At 44.0% G+C, this 16,830-nt stretch carries 14 protein-coding genes; 13 read left to right on the top strand and 1 reads right to left on the bottom strand.

Annotation, left to right across the window (positions count from 1 at the left end; genetic code table 11):
- Positions 1–13 precede the first annotated feature (13 nt).
- The 13 genes from BLW31_RS16510 to BLW31_RS16450 all read left to right on the top strand — a co-directional run bounded on the left by BLW31_RS16510 (position 14) and on the right by BLW31_RS16450 (position 15,988).
- Entirely contained in the window at positions 14–1,030 is a 1,017-nt protein-coding gene (locus BLW31_RS16510; protein WP_010535547.1) for an efflux RND transporter periplasmic adaptor subunit, read from the top strand.
- 30 nt (positions 1,031–1,060) lie between these two features.
- On the top strand, positions 1,061–4,219 hold the full coding sequence (locus BLW31_RS16505) for an efflux RND transporter permease subunit (protein WP_010535546.1): 3,159 nt from the start codon (positions 1,061–1,063) through the stop codon (positions 4,217–4,219).
- Positions 4,220–4,231: 12 nt separating this feature from the next.
- On the top strand, positions 4,232–4,525 hold the full coding sequence (locus BLW31_RS16500) for a PG0541 family transporter-associated protein (RefSeq protein ID WP_008762066.1): 294 nt from the start codon (positions 4,232–4,234) through the stop codon (positions 4,523–4,525).
- 222 nt (positions 4,526–4,747) lie between these two features.
- A complete protein-coding gene (locus BLW31_RS16495) occupies positions 4,748–6,142 on the top strand; it encodes an SGNH/GDSL hydrolase family protein (RefSeq protein WP_010535545.1) in 1,395 nt (464 codons plus the stop codon).
- Positions 6,129–7,037 (top strand): SGNH/GDSL hydrolase family protein, encoded by a 909-nt coding sequence (locus tag BLW31_RS16490; protein ID WP_029425053.1) that lies wholly within the window; start codon positions 6,129–6,131, stop codon positions 7,035–7,037. Before BLW31_RS16495 ends, BLW31_RS16490 begins: the two co-directional genes overlap by 14 nt.
- Positions 7,024–8,511 carry an MBOAT family O-acyltransferase gene (locus BLW31_RS16485; protein ID WP_010535543.1) on the top strand — a complete coding sequence of 496 codons (1,488 nt, stop codon included), beginning with the start codon at positions 7,024–7,026 and terminating at the stop codon, positions 8,509–8,511. Before BLW31_RS16490 ends, BLW31_RS16485 begins: the two co-directional genes overlap by 14 nt.
- Positions 8,512–8,690: 179 nt before the next feature.
- Positions 8,691–11,696 carry a glycoside hydrolase family 2 protein gene (locus tag BLW31_RS16480; protein ID WP_010535542.1) on the top strand — a complete coding sequence of 1,002 codons (3,006 nt, stop codon included), beginning with the start codon at positions 8,691–8,693 and terminating at the stop codon, positions 11,694–11,696.
- Positions 11,697–11,863: 167 nt separating this feature from the next.
- The gene (locus BLW31_RS16475; protein ID WP_010535541.1) at positions 11,864–12,877 is read left to right on the top strand and encodes an aldo/keto reductase; all 1,014 of its coding nucleotides are present in this window, start codon (positions 11,864–11,866) and stop codon (positions 12,875–12,877) included.
- Between the two features lie 232 nt (positions 12,878–13,109).
- Complete coding sequence (locus tag BLW31_RS16470) at positions 13,110–13,556, top strand: lipocalin-like domain-containing protein (protein WP_010535540.1); 447 nt, start codon at positions 13,110–13,112, stop codon at positions 13,554–13,556.
- Between the two features lie 139 nt (positions 13,557–13,695).
- Entirely contained in the window at positions 13,696–13,926 is a 231-nt protein-coding gene (locus BLW31_RS24890) for a hypothetical protein (RefSeq protein ID WP_074759626.1), read from the top strand.
- A 98-nt stretch (positions 13,927–14,024) separates the two neighbouring features.
- Positions 14,025–14,510 carry a hypothetical protein gene (locus BLW31_RS24505; protein ID WP_029425050.1) on the top strand — a complete coding sequence of 162 codons (486 nt, stop codon included), beginning with the start codon at positions 14,025–14,027 and terminating at the stop codon, positions 14,508–14,510.
- A 21-nt stretch (positions 14,511–14,531) separates the two neighbouring features.
- On the top strand, positions 14,532–15,167 hold the full coding sequence (locus BLW31_RS16455) for an outer membrane beta-barrel protein (protein WP_010535537.1): 636 nt from the start codon (positions 14,532–14,534) through the stop codon (positions 15,165–15,167).
- A gap of 95 nt (positions 15,168–15,262) precedes the next feature.
- Positions 15,263–15,988, top strand: a complete 726-nt coding sequence (locus tag BLW31_RS16450) for a hypothetical protein (protein WP_010535536.1) — start codon at positions 15,263–15,265, stop codon at positions 15,986–15,988.
- Between the two features lie 289 nt (positions 15,989–16,277).
- Here the strand turns inward: BLW31_RS16450 and BLW31_RS24885 are convergent, their stop codons facing one another.
- On the bottom strand, positions 16,278–16,406 hold the full coding sequence (locus tag BLW31_RS24885) for a hypothetical protein (protein ID WP_255323165.1): 129 nt from the start codon (positions 16,404–16,406) through the stop codon (positions 16,278–16,280).
- Positions 16,407–16,830: the final 424 nt, after the last annotated feature.

The raw sequence follows: 16,830 nt of genomic DNA, 5'->3' as shown, positions 1-16,830 counted from the left end.
ACAACTAAGGAATATGAAAAAAGGTATCCAATTAGTGGCTCTGCTATTGACAGTAGTTATGACCTCATGTACGGGTGGAAAAGATAAGGCTGCTTTGAAACAGGAAGACGAGAAGCCTAGAGTAAAAGTGGCTGATGTAACGGCCCGTCCCGTAGATCAGATACAGGATTACACAGCGACGGTGGAAGCTGAAGTAAAGAACAACATTGCTCCTTCGTCACCTGTCCGCATCGACCGGATTCTGGTAGAAGTGGGCGACCGTGTATCCAAAGGTCAGAAGTTGGTACAGATGGATGCAGCCAATCTGACACAAACGAAACTGCAACTGGACAATCAGAAAATAGAATTTAATCGTATTGACGAGCTATATAAAGTAGGTGGTGCTTCTAAATCAGAGTGGGATGCTTCGAAGATGCAGCTCGATGTGAAGCAGACTGCCTATGATAATCTGGTGGAGAATACTTTCCTGTTGAGCCCGATCAATGGAGTAATCACTGCCCGTAATTATGATAATGGTGATATGTATAGCGGAGGCAGTCCGGTATTGGTAGTCGAGCAGATTACTCCGGTCAAGCTGATGATCAACGTTTCTGAAACCTATTTCACGAAAGTGAAGAAAGGTGAACCGGTAGATGTGAAGCTGGATGTATATGGTGACGAACTGTTCAAGGGAACTATCAGCCTGATCTATCCGACTATCGACGCAACTACCCGTACTTTCCAGATCGAGATCAAGTTGGACAACAAAGATCAGCGTGTACGTCCGGGAATGTTTGCCCGTGCTACTCTGAACTTCGGTACGGCGGATAATGTCGTAGTGCCCGACTTGGCTATTGTGAAACAGGCAGGTTCCGGTGATCGCTATGTGTACGTTTATAAAGATGGCAAGGTGTCTTACAACAAAGTAGAGTTAGGCAGACGTATGGGCTCGGAGTATGAGCTGAAATCCGGTGTGCCCGATAACTCACAGGTGGTAGTGGCCGGACAGGCACGTCTGATAAACGGTACAGAAGTAGAGATCGAGAAGTAAAATCACTATTAAACTAATCACGATAAAGAAATGAGTTTATACGAAGGTGCGGTTAAGAAACCGATTATGACCTCCCTCTGCTTTCTGGCAGTGGTGATTTTTGGTCTTTTCTCTTTGTCTAAGTTACCTATCGACTTGTATCCGGATATTGATACAAATACGATCATGGTAATGACCGCATATCCTGGCGCAAGTGCTTCGGATATAGAAAATAACGTTACCCGACCGCTGGAGAATACCTTGAATGCGGTGAGTAACCTGAAACATATTACCTCTCGTTCTTCCGAGAACATGTCATTGATTACGCTGGAATTTGAGTTTGGTAATGATATTGACGTGCTGACGAATGATGTGCGTGACAAACTTGACATGGTAAGTTCTCAGCTTCCGGATGATGTCGAGAATCCGATCATCTTCAAGTTCAGTACGGACATGATTCCTATTGTATTGCTTTCGGTACAGGCTAATGAGAGCCAGGCTGCGCTTTACAAAATATTGGATGACCGTGTGGTTAACCCTCTGGCACGTATCCCCGGTGTGGGTACGGTGTCCATCAGTGGTGCACCGCAGCGTGAGATTCAGGTATACTGCGACCCCAATAAGCTGGAAGCGTATAATCTGAGCATTGAGACAATCAGCTCTATTATCGGAGCCGAAAACAAGAATATTCCGGGTGGTAACTTCGATATCGGTAGTGAGACGTATGCACTCCGTGTGGAAGGAGAATTTGACGATTCCCGGCAGTTGGCGGATATCGTAGTCGGTACGCACAATGGAGCCAATGTATTTCTGCGTGATGTGGCACGAATTGTTGACACAGTAGAAGAACGTGCGCAGGAGACTTACAATAATGGTGTGCAGGGGGCAATGATTGTAGTTCAGAAGCAGTCGGGAGCCAATTCTGTAGAAATCTCCCGTAAAGTAGAAGAAGCCCTTCCGCGCTTGCAGAAGAATCTGCCGAGTGACGTGAAGCTGGGAGTGATTGTAGATACTTCCGATAACATCCTGAACACGATTGACAGTTTGGCAGAAACTGTAATGTACGCTCTGTTGTTCGTTGTGATTGTCGTGTTCCTTTTCTTAGGACGCTGGCGCGCGACGTTGATTATCTGTATCACGATTCCGCTTTCATTGATTGCCTCTTTCATATATCTGGCAATTACCGGAAATACGATTAATATTATTTCGCTTTCGTCTCTGTCTATTGCCATCGGTATGGTGGTGGATGATGCGATTGTGGTACTTGAGAATGTGACGACGCATATTGAGCGTGGCTCGGACCCGAAACAGGCTGCAGTGCATGGAACGAATGAGGTGGCGATTTCCGTAATCGCTTCTACACTGACCATGATTGCCGTGTTCTTTCCGTTGACAATGGTAAGCGGTATGTCCGGTGTACTTTTCAAGCAGTTGGGCTGGATGATGTGTGCCATCATGTTTGTGTCTACTGTGGCGGCATTGTCACTGACCCCGATGCTCTGTTCGCAATTACTCCGCCTGCAAAAGAGACCGTCGAAAATGTTCAAGCTCTTCTTTACTCCGATTGAGAAGGCGTTAGACGGACTCGATACCGGGTATGCGAAGATGCTGAACTGGGCAGTTCGTCATCGTCCGATTGTGATTGTGAGCTGTATCGCTTTCTTTGTTGTCAGTTTGCTTTGTGCAAAAGGCATTGGTACGGAGTTCTTCCCTGCACAGGATAATGCCCGTATCGCTGTTCAGCTTGAGTTGCCGATCGGTACACGAAAGGAAATAGCGCAGGAACTTTCAGAGAAACTGACTAATCAGTGGCTGACGAAGTATAAGGACATCATGAAGGTATGTAACTATACTGTAGGTCAGGCAGATTCCGATAATACTTGGGCTTCTATGCAGGACAACGGTTCGCATATCATTTCCTTCAACATCAGTCTGGTGGACCCGGGCGACCGTGATATTTCGCTGGAAGCAGTCTGCGATGAGATGCGTCAGGACTTGAAAGCTTATCCGGAGTTCAGTAAAGCACAGGTTATTCTGGGAGGTAGTAATACCGGTATGTCTGCTCAGGCAAGTGCCGATTTTGAGATATACGGATATGATATGACGACGACCGATAGCGTGGCCGCCCGTTTGAAACGTGAATTGCTGAACGTGAAAGGTGTAACTGAGGTTAACATCAGCCGTAGCGACTACCAGCCTGAGTATCAGGTTGATTTCGACCGCGAGAAACTGGCGATGCACGGACTGAACCTGGCTACTGCAGGTAATTACTTGCGTAATCGTATCAATGGTGCCGTTGCTTCCAAATATCGTGAGGATGGAGATGAGTATGATATCAAAGTGCGCTATGCACCCGAATATCGTACCAGTCTGGAAAGCCTCGAGAATATCCTTATTTATAATGCAAAAGGAGAATCAGTACGCGTGAAGGATGTCGGAAAGGTAGTAGAACGTTTCGCGCCCCCTACCATCGAACGTAAAGACCGTGAACGTATCGTAACTGTGTCCGCCGTTATTTCGGGAGCTCCGTTGGGTGACGTAGTAGCAGCCGGAAATAAGATTATCGATAAGATGGAACTTCCGGGTGAAGTGACCATTCAGATTTCCGGTTCGTTCGAGGACCAGCAGGATTCGTTCCGTGATTTGGGAACACTGGGTATCCTGATTGTCATTCTTGTGTTCATCGTAATGGCAGCACAGTTTGAGTCACTGACTTATCCGTTCATTATCATGTTCTCTCTGCCGTTTGCATTTAGTGGAGTCTTGATGGCATTGTTCTTCACAGGCAGTACGTTGAGTGTAATGAGTTTGCTGGGAGGTATCATGTTGATTGGTATTGTGGTGAAGAATGGTATTGTGCTCATTGACTATATCACCCTCTGTCGAGAGCGGGGTATGGCAGTCATCAACTCTGTGGTGACATCCGGCAAGAGCCGTCTGCGTCCGGTATTGATGACGACAGCCACTACGGTTTTGGGTATGATCCCGATGGCTATCGGTGGCGGACAAGGTTCTGAAATGTGGAGTCCGATGGCGATTGCCGTTATCGGTGGTCTGACAATATCGACTATTCTTACTTTGATTCTGATTCCTACCTTGTACTGTGTATTTGCCGGAACCGGTATCAAGAACCGACGTCGTAAACTTCATCGTCAGCGCGAGTTGGATGTTTACTTCCAGGAACATAAAGACGAAATTATTAAGAAATAACAGAAAAGAAATATGAAATCAGTATTGATAACATTCGACCAGGCTTATTACGAACGGATTATGGCATTGCTCGACCGTCTGAACTGCCGTGGCTTTACATATTTGGAAAAGGTGCAGGGACGTGGTTCAAAGACAGGTGATCCGCACTTCGGCAGCCATGCCTGGCCTAGCATGTGCTCTGCTATCCTTACGGTAGTTGATGACAATAAAGTTGACCCGTTGCTGGATACACTGCACAAGATGGACTTGCAGACCGAACAGTTGGGCTTACGTGCATTTGTATGGAACATTGAACGGACGATCTAGCGCTCGTACTGTGAATAAATAATCAGAAGGGAGAATCTATAAATAATGTAGATTCTCCCTTCTTTATTCTCTCTTTTGTCTATCTTTGTAGCCCGAAAACGTTTGGCACCGATGAACTTGTGCTCCGGCACCGATGAAGACCTCCTCCGGCACCGATGAAGGGGTGGTTCGGCACCGGGTAAAAAACAAGAACGAAAAGGAGAGCCTATATCTATTTATAAGATGAAGATTATCAAAAACTACCTGAAATATTCGTTATGGTTTGTACTGACAGTGTTTGCAGCGCTGCTCGGACTTTACTGGCTTCCGGCTATAACAATCGACGGACACACGATGAGGCGTGTCGATATTTTAAGTGATCTTCGCTATCCGAAGCAAGAAGTGGCGGCAGCCGATTCTGACAGTATACCTTTACCTCCGGTTGTAAAGCCGGCTTTTGTTGATACATGTCGTGCAGGCATGACTTGTATTGAAGATTACGGTGACTCCACCCGTTGTGGTATGGCTTCTTTTTATGAAGCACTCGATCGTACTTCTTCTTCGAATCCGGAGGATGACGGACTGGTGCGTATAGCCGTTTTCGGTGATTCTTTCATAGAGGCGGATATATTTACGGCTGATTTGCGCGAAATGCTTCAGAAGCGTTTTGGCGGTTGTGGTGTGGGATTTGTCACGATTACTTCGATGACGAGTGGCTATCGTCCTACTGTGCGCCATACCTTCGGGGGATGGTCCAGCCATGCGGTGACGGACAGTGTCTATTTCGATAAAAAGAAACAAGGTATTTCCGGACATTACTTTATTCCCCGTGAAGGGGCATACGTCGAGTTGAGAGGACAAAGCAAATATGCTTCGCTTCTTGACACTTGCCAGCGAGCTTCGATTTTCTTCTGCAATAAAGATTCCGTTCATCTTACTGCACGTGTGAACCGGGGAGAGAATAAGAACTACTCTTTAGCACCTTCCGGTGATTTGCAAAAGATTTCTGTAGAGGGGCGTATCGGCTCTGTACGGTGGACGGTAGATCGTGCCGACTCCACCCTTTTCTACGGATTGGCCATGGATGGTAAGAAAGGAATCATTCTCGATAACTTTTCTTTGCGTGGTAGTTCCGGCTTGTCATTGCGTGGTATTCCGCAACAAATGCTCCGTCAGTTTAACGAGCAACGTCCTTATGACCTGATTATTCTTGAATACGGATTGAACGTGGCTACCGAGCGTGGACGCAATTATGATAACTATCAGAAAGGGCTGCTTACTTCTATCGAGCATCTGAAGAACTGTTTCCCACAGGCGAGTATTTTGCTGTTAAGTGTCGGTGACCGTGATTATAAGACTGAAGACGGTGAACTTCGTACTATGCCGGGAGTCAAGAACCTGATTCGCTATCAGCAGAACATTGCTGCCGAGAGCGGCATTGCTTTTTGGAATATGTTCGAAGCGATGGGCGGCGAGGGCAGTATGGCGAATCTGGTACATGCCAAACCTTCGATGGCGAACTATGATTATACGCATATCAACTTCCGCGGAGGCAAGCATCTGGCCGGATTGCTTTATGAAACATTGATATACGGTAAGGAACAATATGACAGGAGGCGTGCTTATGAGCAAAAGTAGCCTGTTGCGTGTCTTTATCTTAGTCTTCTCCGGAGTTTTCTCTTTTCTTCCGGAGGGAATGGCGCAAGACCGTATCCCTGCTTGTCCTCCATTGGGGAAGACCTTGAAGCACATAAAGCCTTTGCGGGAAATGAACTGGGCAAATGACACGATCTCGGTGCAGACATCTTTTCCCTCCGCTTTCCGCGAAACCGGCAGGAATGAGATTATCGACAGCATTGCTTTGTTGACACCCGTATTTGAACGGCTTCGTCAGGTGCGTGCCGGCCTTTCCGAAGATACGGTGCGTATTCTTCATATTGGTGACAGCCATATTCGGGGGCATATCTATCCGCAAACTACGGGAACGTTGCTGAAAGAAACGTTTGGGGCTGTCTCTTATACGGATATGGGAGTGAACGGAGCCACTTGTCTGACGTTTACCCATCCGGGACGTATTGCGGATATTGTAGCCTTGAAGCCCGAATTGCTGATTCTCTCTTTTGGAACAAACGAGAGTCACAATCGCCGGTATAATGTCAATCTGCATTATAACCAGATGGACGAGCTTATCAAACTGTTGCGTGACAGCCTTCCCAATATCCCCATTCTCCTGACCACTCCTCCGGGCTCTTACGAAAGTTTCCGGCAGAGACGGCGGAAACGGACATACGCCATCAATCCCCGCACAGTTACAGCGGCAGAAACGATTCGTCGCTACGCCAAAGACCACCGCCTGCTCGTTTGGGATATGTACGATGTAGTAGGGGGCAAGCGACGTGCCTGCACCAACTGGACGGAAGCGAAACTGATGCGTCCCGATCATGTACATTATTTACCCGAAGGATACATCCTGCAGGGAAATTTATTATACCAGGCCTTTATCCAAGCTTATAACGATTATGTTTCCCATTGATATTGACTTCAGTCGTTTAAAAGATGTGCTTGCCTACGATCCGCAGGCACCGATGATATTCAGTAGTGGTATCTTCCTCTGGCTGTTTGCTGCCTTTATGGTGGTATATGCACTGTTGCAGCGTAAGTATACAGCCCGTATCCTGTTTGTAACGCTTTTCTCTTATTATTTCTATTATAAGAGTAGTGGTACATACTTTTTTCTGTTGGCTTTGGTCACGGTTTGTGACTTTCTGCTGGCGCAATGGATGGATCGTACCAAAGGGCGTTGGAAGCGTAAGGGGCTGGTAACGCTGAGTCTGGGAGTCAATCTGGGACTTCTTGCTTATTTTAAATACACTAATTTCCTGGGAGGAGTGATTGCCTCGCTGATGGGAGGAGAGTTCACCGCACTCGATATATTCTTGCCTGTGGGTATCTCATTCTTCACTTTCCAGTCATTGAGCTATACTATCGATGTTTACCGGAAAGACATCAAGCCTTTGACAAACATACTGGATTATGCGTTTTATGTATCTTTCTTCCCGCAGTTGGTGGCAGGGCCTATCGTACGTGCCCGTGACTTTATCCCGCAAATCAGGAAACCGCTTTTCGTCTCTCAGGAAATGTTCGGGCGAGGAATCTTCCTCATTCTTTCCGGCTTGTTCAAGAAAGCTATTATTTCCGATTATATCAGTGTCAATTTTGTAGAGCGTATCTTTGACAATCCCACCCTTTATTCCGGTGTTGAGAATCTGATGGGAGTATATGGTTATGCTTTGCAGATTTACTGTGACTTCTCCGGATATAGTGATATGGCTATCGGTATTGCTCTATTACTGGGCTTTCATTTCAATCTCAACTTTAATTCTCCTTATAAGTCTGCTTCTATCACCGAATTCTGGCGGCGGTGGCATATTTCATTGTCCAGCTGGTTGCGCGATTACCTGTACATCTCCTTGGGAGGAAACCGGAAAGGCAAGTTCCGCCAGTATCTGAATCTGATTATTACCATGTTTTTGGGTGGACTGTGGCACGGTGCTTCCTGGAACTTTGTGCTTTGGGGGACCTTTCACGGCATCGCTTTGGCGTTGCATAAAATGTGGATGTCCATCACCGGTCGTAAGAAAGGAGAGCAAAGTCATGGCTGGCGTCGTGTATTCGGAGTCATTATCACTTTCCACTTTGTCTGTCTCTGCTGGATTTTCTTCCGTAATGCCGATTTTCAGAACTCGATGGACATGCTGAGGCAGATATTCACCACCTTCCGTCCGCAACTTTTCCCACAGTTGATTGAGGGTTACTGGCGTGTGTTTGCTTTGATGCTACTCGGCTTTTTACTCCATTTCACCCCGGATAGTTGGGAAAATGCTGCTTGTCGTGGAGTCATTCGTCTGCCGTTTTTAGGGAAAGCCCTGCTGATGGTAGCTTTGATCTATCTGGTTATCCAGATGAAGAGTTCGGAGATTCAGCCGTTTATTTATTTCCAGTTTTAAATGAATGAAGAATGATGAATGAAGAATTACTTTGCAGCGTGATAGCGCAGCCAATTCTTCATTCATCATTCTTCATTTCTATGCTTTCTGAACAAATCTCTATGCAATCTGTATTTTAGTCTATGGACAGGTGTGGTATTTTGCGCTAGCTTTGCCACGAACAGATAAATAGACATACTATGAGACATAGAATCCTCTTTTTCTTTTTGGCTTTTATTGGAATAAGCCAGTTCGTGACATCGTCCGATGTCCGTAATAAATATAATTTCAATTCAGACTGGTTGCTTTATGTGGGTGATACTCCGGAAGCAAAGCAAATACGTTTTTCTGATTCGGACTGGAAGAAAGTGACTTTGCCGCATGCTTTCAATGAAGATGAGGCTTTTCGCTTAAGTATTGATGAACTGACCGATACGATTATGTGGTATCGGAAGCATTTTCGTCTGCCGGGCGATAGTAAAAATAAGAAGGTCTTTGTAGAGTTCGAAGGAGTTCGTCAAGGGGCGGATTTTTATATCAATGGTCATCATATCGGTCTGCACGAAAATGGCGTGATGGCTGTCGGCTTCGACCTGACTCCTTACATTAAGTATGGACAGGAAAATGTAATAGCACTTCGCATCGACAATGACTGGAATTATAAAGAACGGGCAACAGGTACGAAATATCAGTGGAGCAATAAGAATTTTAATGCCAATTATGGAGGCATTCCGAAAAATGTATGGTTGCATGTCACCGACCGTCTGTATCAGACTTTACCTTTATATAGTAATCTCAAAACGACCGGAGTCTACGTCTATGCTGAAGATATTCGTGTGAAATCACAGAAAGCTGTCATTCATGCGGAGTCGGAAATCAAGAACGAATATAATCGTGATAAGCAAGTATCTTATCAAGTGGAACTGATAGACCGTGACGGGACATCCGTCAAGACATTCGGAGAAACACAAGCGGTGGTGAAACCGGGTGAAACAATCACACTGAAAGCGGCATCTGAGGTAGACAACCTGCATTTCTGGAGTTGGGGATACGGCTATTTGTATACGGTAAAGACAAGTCTGTGGGTAGATGGCAGGAAAGTAGACGAGGTCGCTACCCGTACCGGATTCCGTAAAACGCGTTTCGGTAAAGGAATGATCTGGCTGAATGATCGCGTTATTCAGATGAAGGGCTTTGCACAGCGGACGAGCAATGAATGGCCGGGAGTCGGGATGAGCGTGCCTGCCTGGTTGAGCGATTATAGCAATCATCTGATGGTAGAGGGCAATGCGAACCTTGTGCGCTGGATGCATGTCACTCCGTGGAAACAGGATATCGAGTCGTGTGACCGTGTAGGATTGATTCAGGCTATGCAGGCCGGTGATGCCGAGAAAGATTGTGAAGGACGTCAGTGGGAACAGCGTACGGAATTGATGCGTGACGCTATCATTTATAACCGCAATAATCCGAGTATCCTGTTTTATGAATGTGGCAATGAGTCTATCAGTCGTGAGCACATGATAGAAATGAAAGGAATCCGTGATCTGTATGATCCTCATGGCGGGCGTGCAATCGGTTCCCGCGAAATGCTGGATATCCGTGAAGCGGAATATGGCGGCGAAATGCTTTATATCAATAAAAGTGCGCATCATCCGATGTGGGCTATGGAGTATTGCCGTGACGAGGGGTTACGTAAATATTGGGATGATTATTCTTATCCTTATCACAAGGATGGAGAGGGCAGTAGTTCTTATAAATCTACTGTCACCAATAAGGTACAGAAGAAGGTGGATGCGCGTGTCTACAACCGTAATCAGGATTCCTTTACTGTCGAGAATATCATTCGCTGGTTCGATTATTGGCGGGAACGTCCGGGAACGGGAGATCGTGTCAGTTCGGGTGGTGTGAAGATTATCTTTTCCGATACCAATACGCATTACCGTGGAGTCGAAAATTATCGTCGTAGCGGGGTGACTGATGCCATGCGTATCCCTAAAGATCCTTTCTTTGCACATCAGGTGATGTGGGACGGCTGGGTAGATACGGAATGTCCCCGTATTTATATTGTCGGCCATTGGAACTATGATGATACGGTAGTGAAACCTGTATATGTCGTATCGAGTGCCGATAAGGTAGAGTTGCTCCTGAATGGGAAATCGTTGGGGAATGGCGAACGGGGCTACCATTTCCTGTATACTTTCAGAGATATCGCTTTTGTGCCGGGCAAGTTGGAAGCTGTGGGATATGACGAAAACGGAAAAGAATGCTGCCGCACTCAATTGCAGACGGCAGGTAAGCCGGAACAAATCCGGTTGAGCCTGATTCAGAGTCCTGAAGGATGGAAAGCGGATGGTGCGGATATGGTATTGCTTCAGGTAGAAGTGATGGATAAAGAAGGGAACCGTTGTCCGCTGGCAAATGACTTGATCCACTTTGAGGTGGAAGGGCCTGCCGAATGGCGAGGCGGTATCGCACAAGGAGAAAATAATTATATTCTTTCAAAAGATTTGCCGGTAGAGTGTGGCATCAATCGTGCGTTGATCCGTTCGCTCACCACTGCCGGAACAGTTCGTATCACGGCGAAGGCTACCGGATTGAAACCGGCAGAAATTAGCTTCGCTTCTATGCCTGTTGAAGTAAAGAACGGTTTGAGCGATTATATCCCCGGTGATGAACTGGAAGGCAGGCTGACTCGTGGGGAGACTCCGCAAACTCCTTCATACAAGGTGTCAAAGGTCGATGTCGGCATTGTCTCTGCCATAGCAGGTGCCAATAGCGAGTGTGCGGTTAACAGCTTTGATGATAATGAACTGAGTGAATGGCGGAATGACGGGAAAGCGGGTACTGCATGGATAACCTATCAGTTGGAACGTGCCGCACGTGTGGATGAAGTCTGTCTGAAGTTGACCGGATGGCGTATGCGCAGCTATCCGCTGGAAATTTATGCGGGTAAAGAATTGATTTGGAGCGGAGATACAGACAAGAGTCTGGGATATGTCCACTTAGATGTGAAGCCTGTGTTGACGAATGAAATCACTATCCGGCTCAAGGGTACAAGTAAGGAAGGAGATGCTTTCGGGCAAATAGTAGAAGTAGCTGCCCCTGTTGCCAATGAACTGGATTTGTTTAAAGCAAAGGATGGCGATAAAACCGGGCACGAATTACGCATTGTAGAAATAGAATTCAAAGAGAATTTGTTGGAGTAAGTTTCTTTAGGGTTTGTTTCTTGAACTGTTGGAGGATGTATCTCTGTGTGAGACATACATTCTCCAATATTTTACGGTTATCTTGAAGAATGAAATTTAGAGTGAATAGAATAATCGTTATTGAAATATTTTCTTTTTCTTTGTAGAAAGAAAAATCATTGACTCTTATGGACAATTATCAACCGGCTACTGGTCGTTATGATCAGATGAAATATAAGTATTGTGGTAAAAGCGGATTGCAACTGCCTCTTATTTCTTTAGGATTATGGCACAACTTCGGTAGTGTTGATGACTTTGTCGTGGCAGCGGATATGATTAAGTATGCCTTTGATCACGGGATCACCCATTTTGATCTGGCAAACAACTACGGTCCTGTTCCGGGGAGTGCTGAAGCAAACTTCGGGCGAATTCTGAAGGAGAATTTTCACGGTTACCGGGATGAAATGATAATTTCCTCCAAGGCCGGGCATGATATGTGGGCGGGGCCTTATGGCGGAAACAGTTCCCGTAAGAACCTGATGGCAAGTATCGATCAGAGCCTCCGTCGTACGGGGCTGGAGTATTTTGATATTTTCTATAGCCATCGCTATGACGGAGTCACTCCGGTAGAAGAAACGATTCAGACCTTGATCGATATTGTCAGACAAGGAAAAGCACTGTATATCGGAATCTCTAAATATCCTCCTCGGCAAGCACGGTTTGCTTATGAAATGATGGCAAAAGCGGGTGTCCCCTGTCTTATCAGCCAGTATCGTTATAGTATGTTCGACCGTGCAGTTGAGGCTGAAAATCTTCCGCTGGCTGCCGAATATGGTTCCGGCTTTATAGCCTTTTCTCCTTTGGCACAAGGATTACTCACGGATAGGTATTTGAATGGTGTCCCCGAAGGTTCGCGTGCGGCACGTTCTTCTACTTTTCTCCAACGTTCGCAGGTGACACCTGAAAAAGTGGAGGTCGCCCGGCAATTGAATGAAATCGCCCGTCGTCGTGGGCAAACACTGGCAGAGATGGCATTGGCATGGGTGTTGAGAGACGAACGGATGACATCGGTGATTGTAGGAGCTAGTTCAGTAAATCAGCTGGCTGATAATTTGCAAGCTTTAAACCATCTGGAGTTTACTGCTGAAGAATTAAATGAGATAGAGCAAATACTTTCATCGTACAAATCTTACATAAAATAATATGTTCTGACATTCTTGAAGAGAAAAACAATAAATAGGGAAATATTTATCAATGCTCTCCGGTTTTGCGCTTAAAAAATATGCATAATAAACATCTTTTTAAATAGAATGATCATCCCTTTTAGCCGTTTAATCATAAACAGATATTTTGCGTAAAAACGCCAATAATAATTTTATATATATTTGTGACCTATATCTTAATAGATAAGAATATTAACTAAAATTATTGTGTATGAAAAAGTTTATAATGAGGTCCAGTTTTGCGCTGGTCATGTGTTGTCTGCTTTTTGCAGCGTGCAGTAAGGATGATAATACGGATGTAAACACCGCATCCGTCACTGGATATTGGGTTTGTTATTATCAGTGTTGGAGTGAGGATGGCGAAACATGGGAGAGTAACTATAATGGTGATGACTATTACATTAACTTCAGTAGTCATTTGGCAGATGGTAAGTATGAGGGGGATATAGACAGTGGTAGCGACCAGCTTTTGGAACTGATGGGACATTACTCTTTTGCCTGGACTATATCTGGTAACAAAATCAAAGTTGCATTGAGTGATAGTTGGACTGAAGAATGGCAGGTCAAATCTCTCAAAGGTGATGAGATGACACTTCAATGGAAAGACGAAGAAGTTGACTATACAATTATTGCTAAATTCAAAAAACAGCCTGAGTAGTTAATATGAATTTGGTTAATAATGGGAAGAAATAGAAAAAATAGAGAAAGTATGATTGCATCGGTGTTCTTGCCATTCGTGCAAAGAGCATAAGACCAGATAGTTATTTGTTCTTGAGATGTGTATAGATAAAAATAGTATGATTCATGCAGGACGACTTATTGAACGCACACTTCACGACCAAGGGCGTACGGTCACTTGGTTCGCTGAACAATTGTGTTGTACACGTCCAAATGTCTATAAAATATTTCAGAAAGAAAATATTGACATTCATCTCCTTTGGCGTATCTCCTGTATTCTCGAACATGATTTTTTTCGTGACCTCTCTGATAGCATTGATGTTCGGGTTTCTTTGAGTGTCTCCAAATAGGACACAGTTTTGTATCGCTCTTGGAACTATGTTTTTCTCTACAAGTATACTCCTTTAGCATATCTTTGCGCTGTATTAACATATAATCACAAAAGAAAATGAAAAAGCTATTTCTAATTATCATGCTGGCTTTTGGTTGTGCAATCGGGACATATGCACAAAAGACTGTCTTCAAATTTCGTGATGCACAGGCACGTGCAGGAGATGCAGTGACTGAGGTTTGTGTAAAACCCACAGTTGTTGAGGTGAAAATACTCGAAGAAAAAGGGCGTATAAAGGATGAATGGACACTGAGCAAAGAAGAAGTGGAAGTTGCCATGAAAGGGGAACTTGATAATATCCGTGCATGGGGAACTTATTTGTCCACTATCAAGAATGACTGTGATGTGATCATGGGAGCTACTTTTAAGATAGAAGACGATGAAAAATCGGGAGGATATACGGTTACGGTCGTAGGTTATCCGGGAGTGTTCACAAACTGGCATACTGCTACGACAGAAGACTACGAATGGATACGCATTCAAAAACTTTCGGGTGCTGATGATAGAACGAAAATAGCCCCCGTTATAAAGAATAAGAATTAATAACTAAAAACATAGACAATAATGAAAAAAGTATTATCAATTGTTGCTGCGCTTTTGTTGTGCGTAGGAACACAGGCACAGATTGTATCATCCAGAAGCACAATCGTTAAGACTCAAAAGCAAGCTAGTAATACACAATGGTTCTTGCGTGCAGGCGTGAACATGATGAACCTTAGTGGTGACGGAATTGATGGAACAGATTCAAACATCGGCTATAATGCAACATTAGGCTATCAGAAGTCATTGGGTGGTGCAGGAGCTTATTGGGGAATGGAGTTCGCTCTTGGTTCTCGTGGATTTAAAGTTGACGACATGAAATGTATCGCACACAATGTTCAATATTCACCGTTTACTTTCGGATGGAAAATCGGAGTAGCAGATAATATTAGTATTGATCCGCACTTAGGAGTTTTTGCAAGTTATGACTATACCAGCAAAATGAAAGAAGATGGAGAAAGCATTAGCTGGGGAGATTTTGCTGATGCTCTTGAAGTAGATTATAATCATTTCGATGCAGGTATGAATATTGGTGTAGGCGTATGGTACGACCGTTTCAATCTGGATCTTACTTATCAGCGTGGATTCATTGATGTATTTACCGATGCTGATGGCATTAAGACTAGCAACTTTATGATTCGTCTGGGTATCGCTTTTTAATTGAAACAACCTTTTTAAGCATATAAATTTCAGCATTCACGTCTTTTCTATAAAAAGAAAAGAAAGTGAATGCTGTTTTCTTAAAATAACAGAATATGATAACAAGACTGAGACTTTTGGCAATTGTATTTTTATTGGGTGGGATATTACCCTCTTTGATTGCACAAACTTTTACAGAACAAAAGAAAACTTATCCGGTCAGTGCAGATGGTAGTAAATATGTAGTCAATGGATTCATTCCTTTCAGTCCGATGAGTGATGAAAATATTTATGCCAATGCTCTGTTATGGACTATCAAAAACGTCTGTTCCGTACAGCGTGAGGGAATAACGGAAGTAAGCGTTCCTGCCAAGAGTTTTAGTTGCAACCTGGTGCTTACTTCTCAAGCGGATGCAAAACAAAAGAATACATATTATTGTACAGCTCAGTTTCAGGTAAAAGACGGAAAATTGGTTTACTATCTTTCCAATATTCAGATAGAATCATTGGTTGTTGTAATGAAGAAATTGACTCCGATGGAAAAACTACAGCCGGAGAAGAGGACTTCTCATAAGGAAACAATGGATGATTTTGTGCATATAGAATCGCAAATGCTGAATAAGATGTTTGACTTTGTTAGTACTAACCAACTTTCTCCTATCAGCCACTGGAATGAGATAAGCATCGGAAAACCGGTAAAGGGCATGACAGAAGATGAATGTTTGCTGGCTTTTGGTAAACCACAGACAGTTTCAGAATCAAATGGAGAGGTGCAGTGGATGTATTCTAGTTCTTTTTATCTTTTTTTCAAGAATGGACATGTAGAAACAATCATAAAGTAAAATTGATACTCCTTTCCGGCTCTCGCATTCTTTTGTTTGTAAAGAGGGGGGAAGGAGTTTCTTTTAGAATTGTGATTTTTACTCTGTGAAATCTCACTTTTGTTTATTCCGTAATAATTCGAAATAGCTACATAGACCCGTTATCTGGAATTAGATATATACCTAATTCTTTTGGACTGTCTCATTTATAACTTGAATTCAGCGAAAGATGAGTTTTTTCATCTTCTTCTCTCTAAAATTATATTTCTACACGATATTCTCAATCAACTGTCTCATTTATGACTTGAACTTAGGATTTCTCTCCAAGTGAATTAAACATAGATTTTGCTCCCATGCTCTCACTTTTTGCTTGTATCGGTTTATTCATCGTTGTTACAGCTGTGATAGCAGCTGTGGTAGCAAGTGTGGTAGCAGGCATTTGCTCTCACTCTATATTCATGCTTTAATACACATTTTTCTTGATGTTGTAATCTTGTATTCAGTATGTTAACCTCTTATCTGTCAACTATTAATAATTGACGTCCCATCTGTTAATAATTGATATATCAGGTATTAAGATCTGATACTCCCTCTATTATTGTGTGATAAATGCTTTTTTCGCTTATGTCCATACTCCTGTTCTTCCTAAGAGAACAGGTTAATCGGGACATTGTTATGGTCGGGTTGGTTGAATCGTGCGGTACTTTTACTCCACTCGTGCGTTCATTTCACTCCAATCATGCGTTCCTCCTTATCCACTCATGCGGTCCTCTGCTCCCGTCTCCGGTTGTTTCCTGAAGTTTCTTGCCTCTTGAAACTCCAGTTCCAGATGGTTTGAAACTTTAGTTTCCCCTGCTTGAAAC

Source organism: Bacteroides faecis MAJ27, from assembly GCF_900106755.1.
GTDB lineage: Bacteria > Bacteroidota > Bacteroidia > Bacteroidales > Bacteroidaceae > Bacteroides > Bacteroides faecis.
The sequence above is the reverse complement of the archived record's forward strand: the minus strand, read 5'-3'. Positions and strand labels throughout refer to the sequence as shown.

Bases quoted from the DNA above. Each gene is read 5' to 3' on its own strand.
- BLW31_RS16510 (WP_010535547.1), top strand. From the start codon at position 14: ATGAAAAAAGGTATCCAATTAGTGGCTCTGCTATTGACAGTAGTTATG.
- BLW31_RS16505 (WP_010535546.1), top strand. From the start codon at position 1,061: ATGAGTTTATACGAAGGTGCGGTTAAGAAACCGATTATGACCTCCCTC.
- BLW31_RS16500 (WP_008762066.1), top strand. From the start codon at position 4,232: ATGAAATCAGTATTGATAACATTCGACCAGGCTTATTACGAACGGATT.
- BLW31_RS16495 (WP_010535545.1), top strand. From the start codon at position 4,748: ATGAAGATTATCAAAAACTACCTGAAATATTCGTTATGGTTTGTACTG.
- BLW31_RS16490 (WP_029425053.1), top strand. From the start codon at position 6,129: ATGAGCAAAAGTAGCCTGTTGCGTGTCTTTATCTTAGTCTTCTCCGGA.
- BLW31_RS16485 (WP_010535543.1), top strand. From the start codon at position 7,024: ATGTTTCCCATTGATATTGACTTCAGTCGTTTAAAAGATGTGCTTGCC.
- BLW31_RS16480 (WP_010535542.1), top strand. From the start codon at position 8,691: ATGAGACATAGAATCCTCTTTTTCTTTTTGGCTTTTATTGGAATAAGC.
- BLW31_RS16475 (WP_010535541.1), top strand. From the start codon at position 11,864: ATGGACAATTATCAACCGGCTACTGGTCGTTATGATCAGATGAAATAT.
- BLW31_RS16470 (WP_010535540.1), top strand. From the start codon at position 13,110: ATGAAAAAGTTTATAATGAGGTCCAGTTTTGCGCTGGTCATGTGTTGT.
- BLW31_RS24890 (WP_074759626.1), top strand. From the start codon at position 13,696: ATGATTCATGCAGGACGACTTATTGAACGCACACTTCACGACCAAGGG.
- BLW31_RS24505 (WP_029425050.1), top strand. From the start codon at position 14,025: ATGAAAAAGCTATTTCTAATTATCATGCTGGCTTTTGGTTGTGCAATC.
- BLW31_RS16455 (WP_010535537.1), top strand. From the start codon at position 14,532: ATGAAAAAAGTATTATCAATTGTTGCTGCGCTTTTGTTGTGCGTAGGA.
- BLW31_RS16450 (WP_010535536.1), top strand. From the start codon at position 15,263: ATGATAACAAGACTGAGACTTTTGGCAATTGTATTTTTATTGGGTGGG.
- BLW31_RS24885 (WP_255323165.1), bottom strand. From the start codon at position 16,406: ATGCCTGCTACCACACTTGCTACCACAGCTGCTATCACAGCTGTAACA.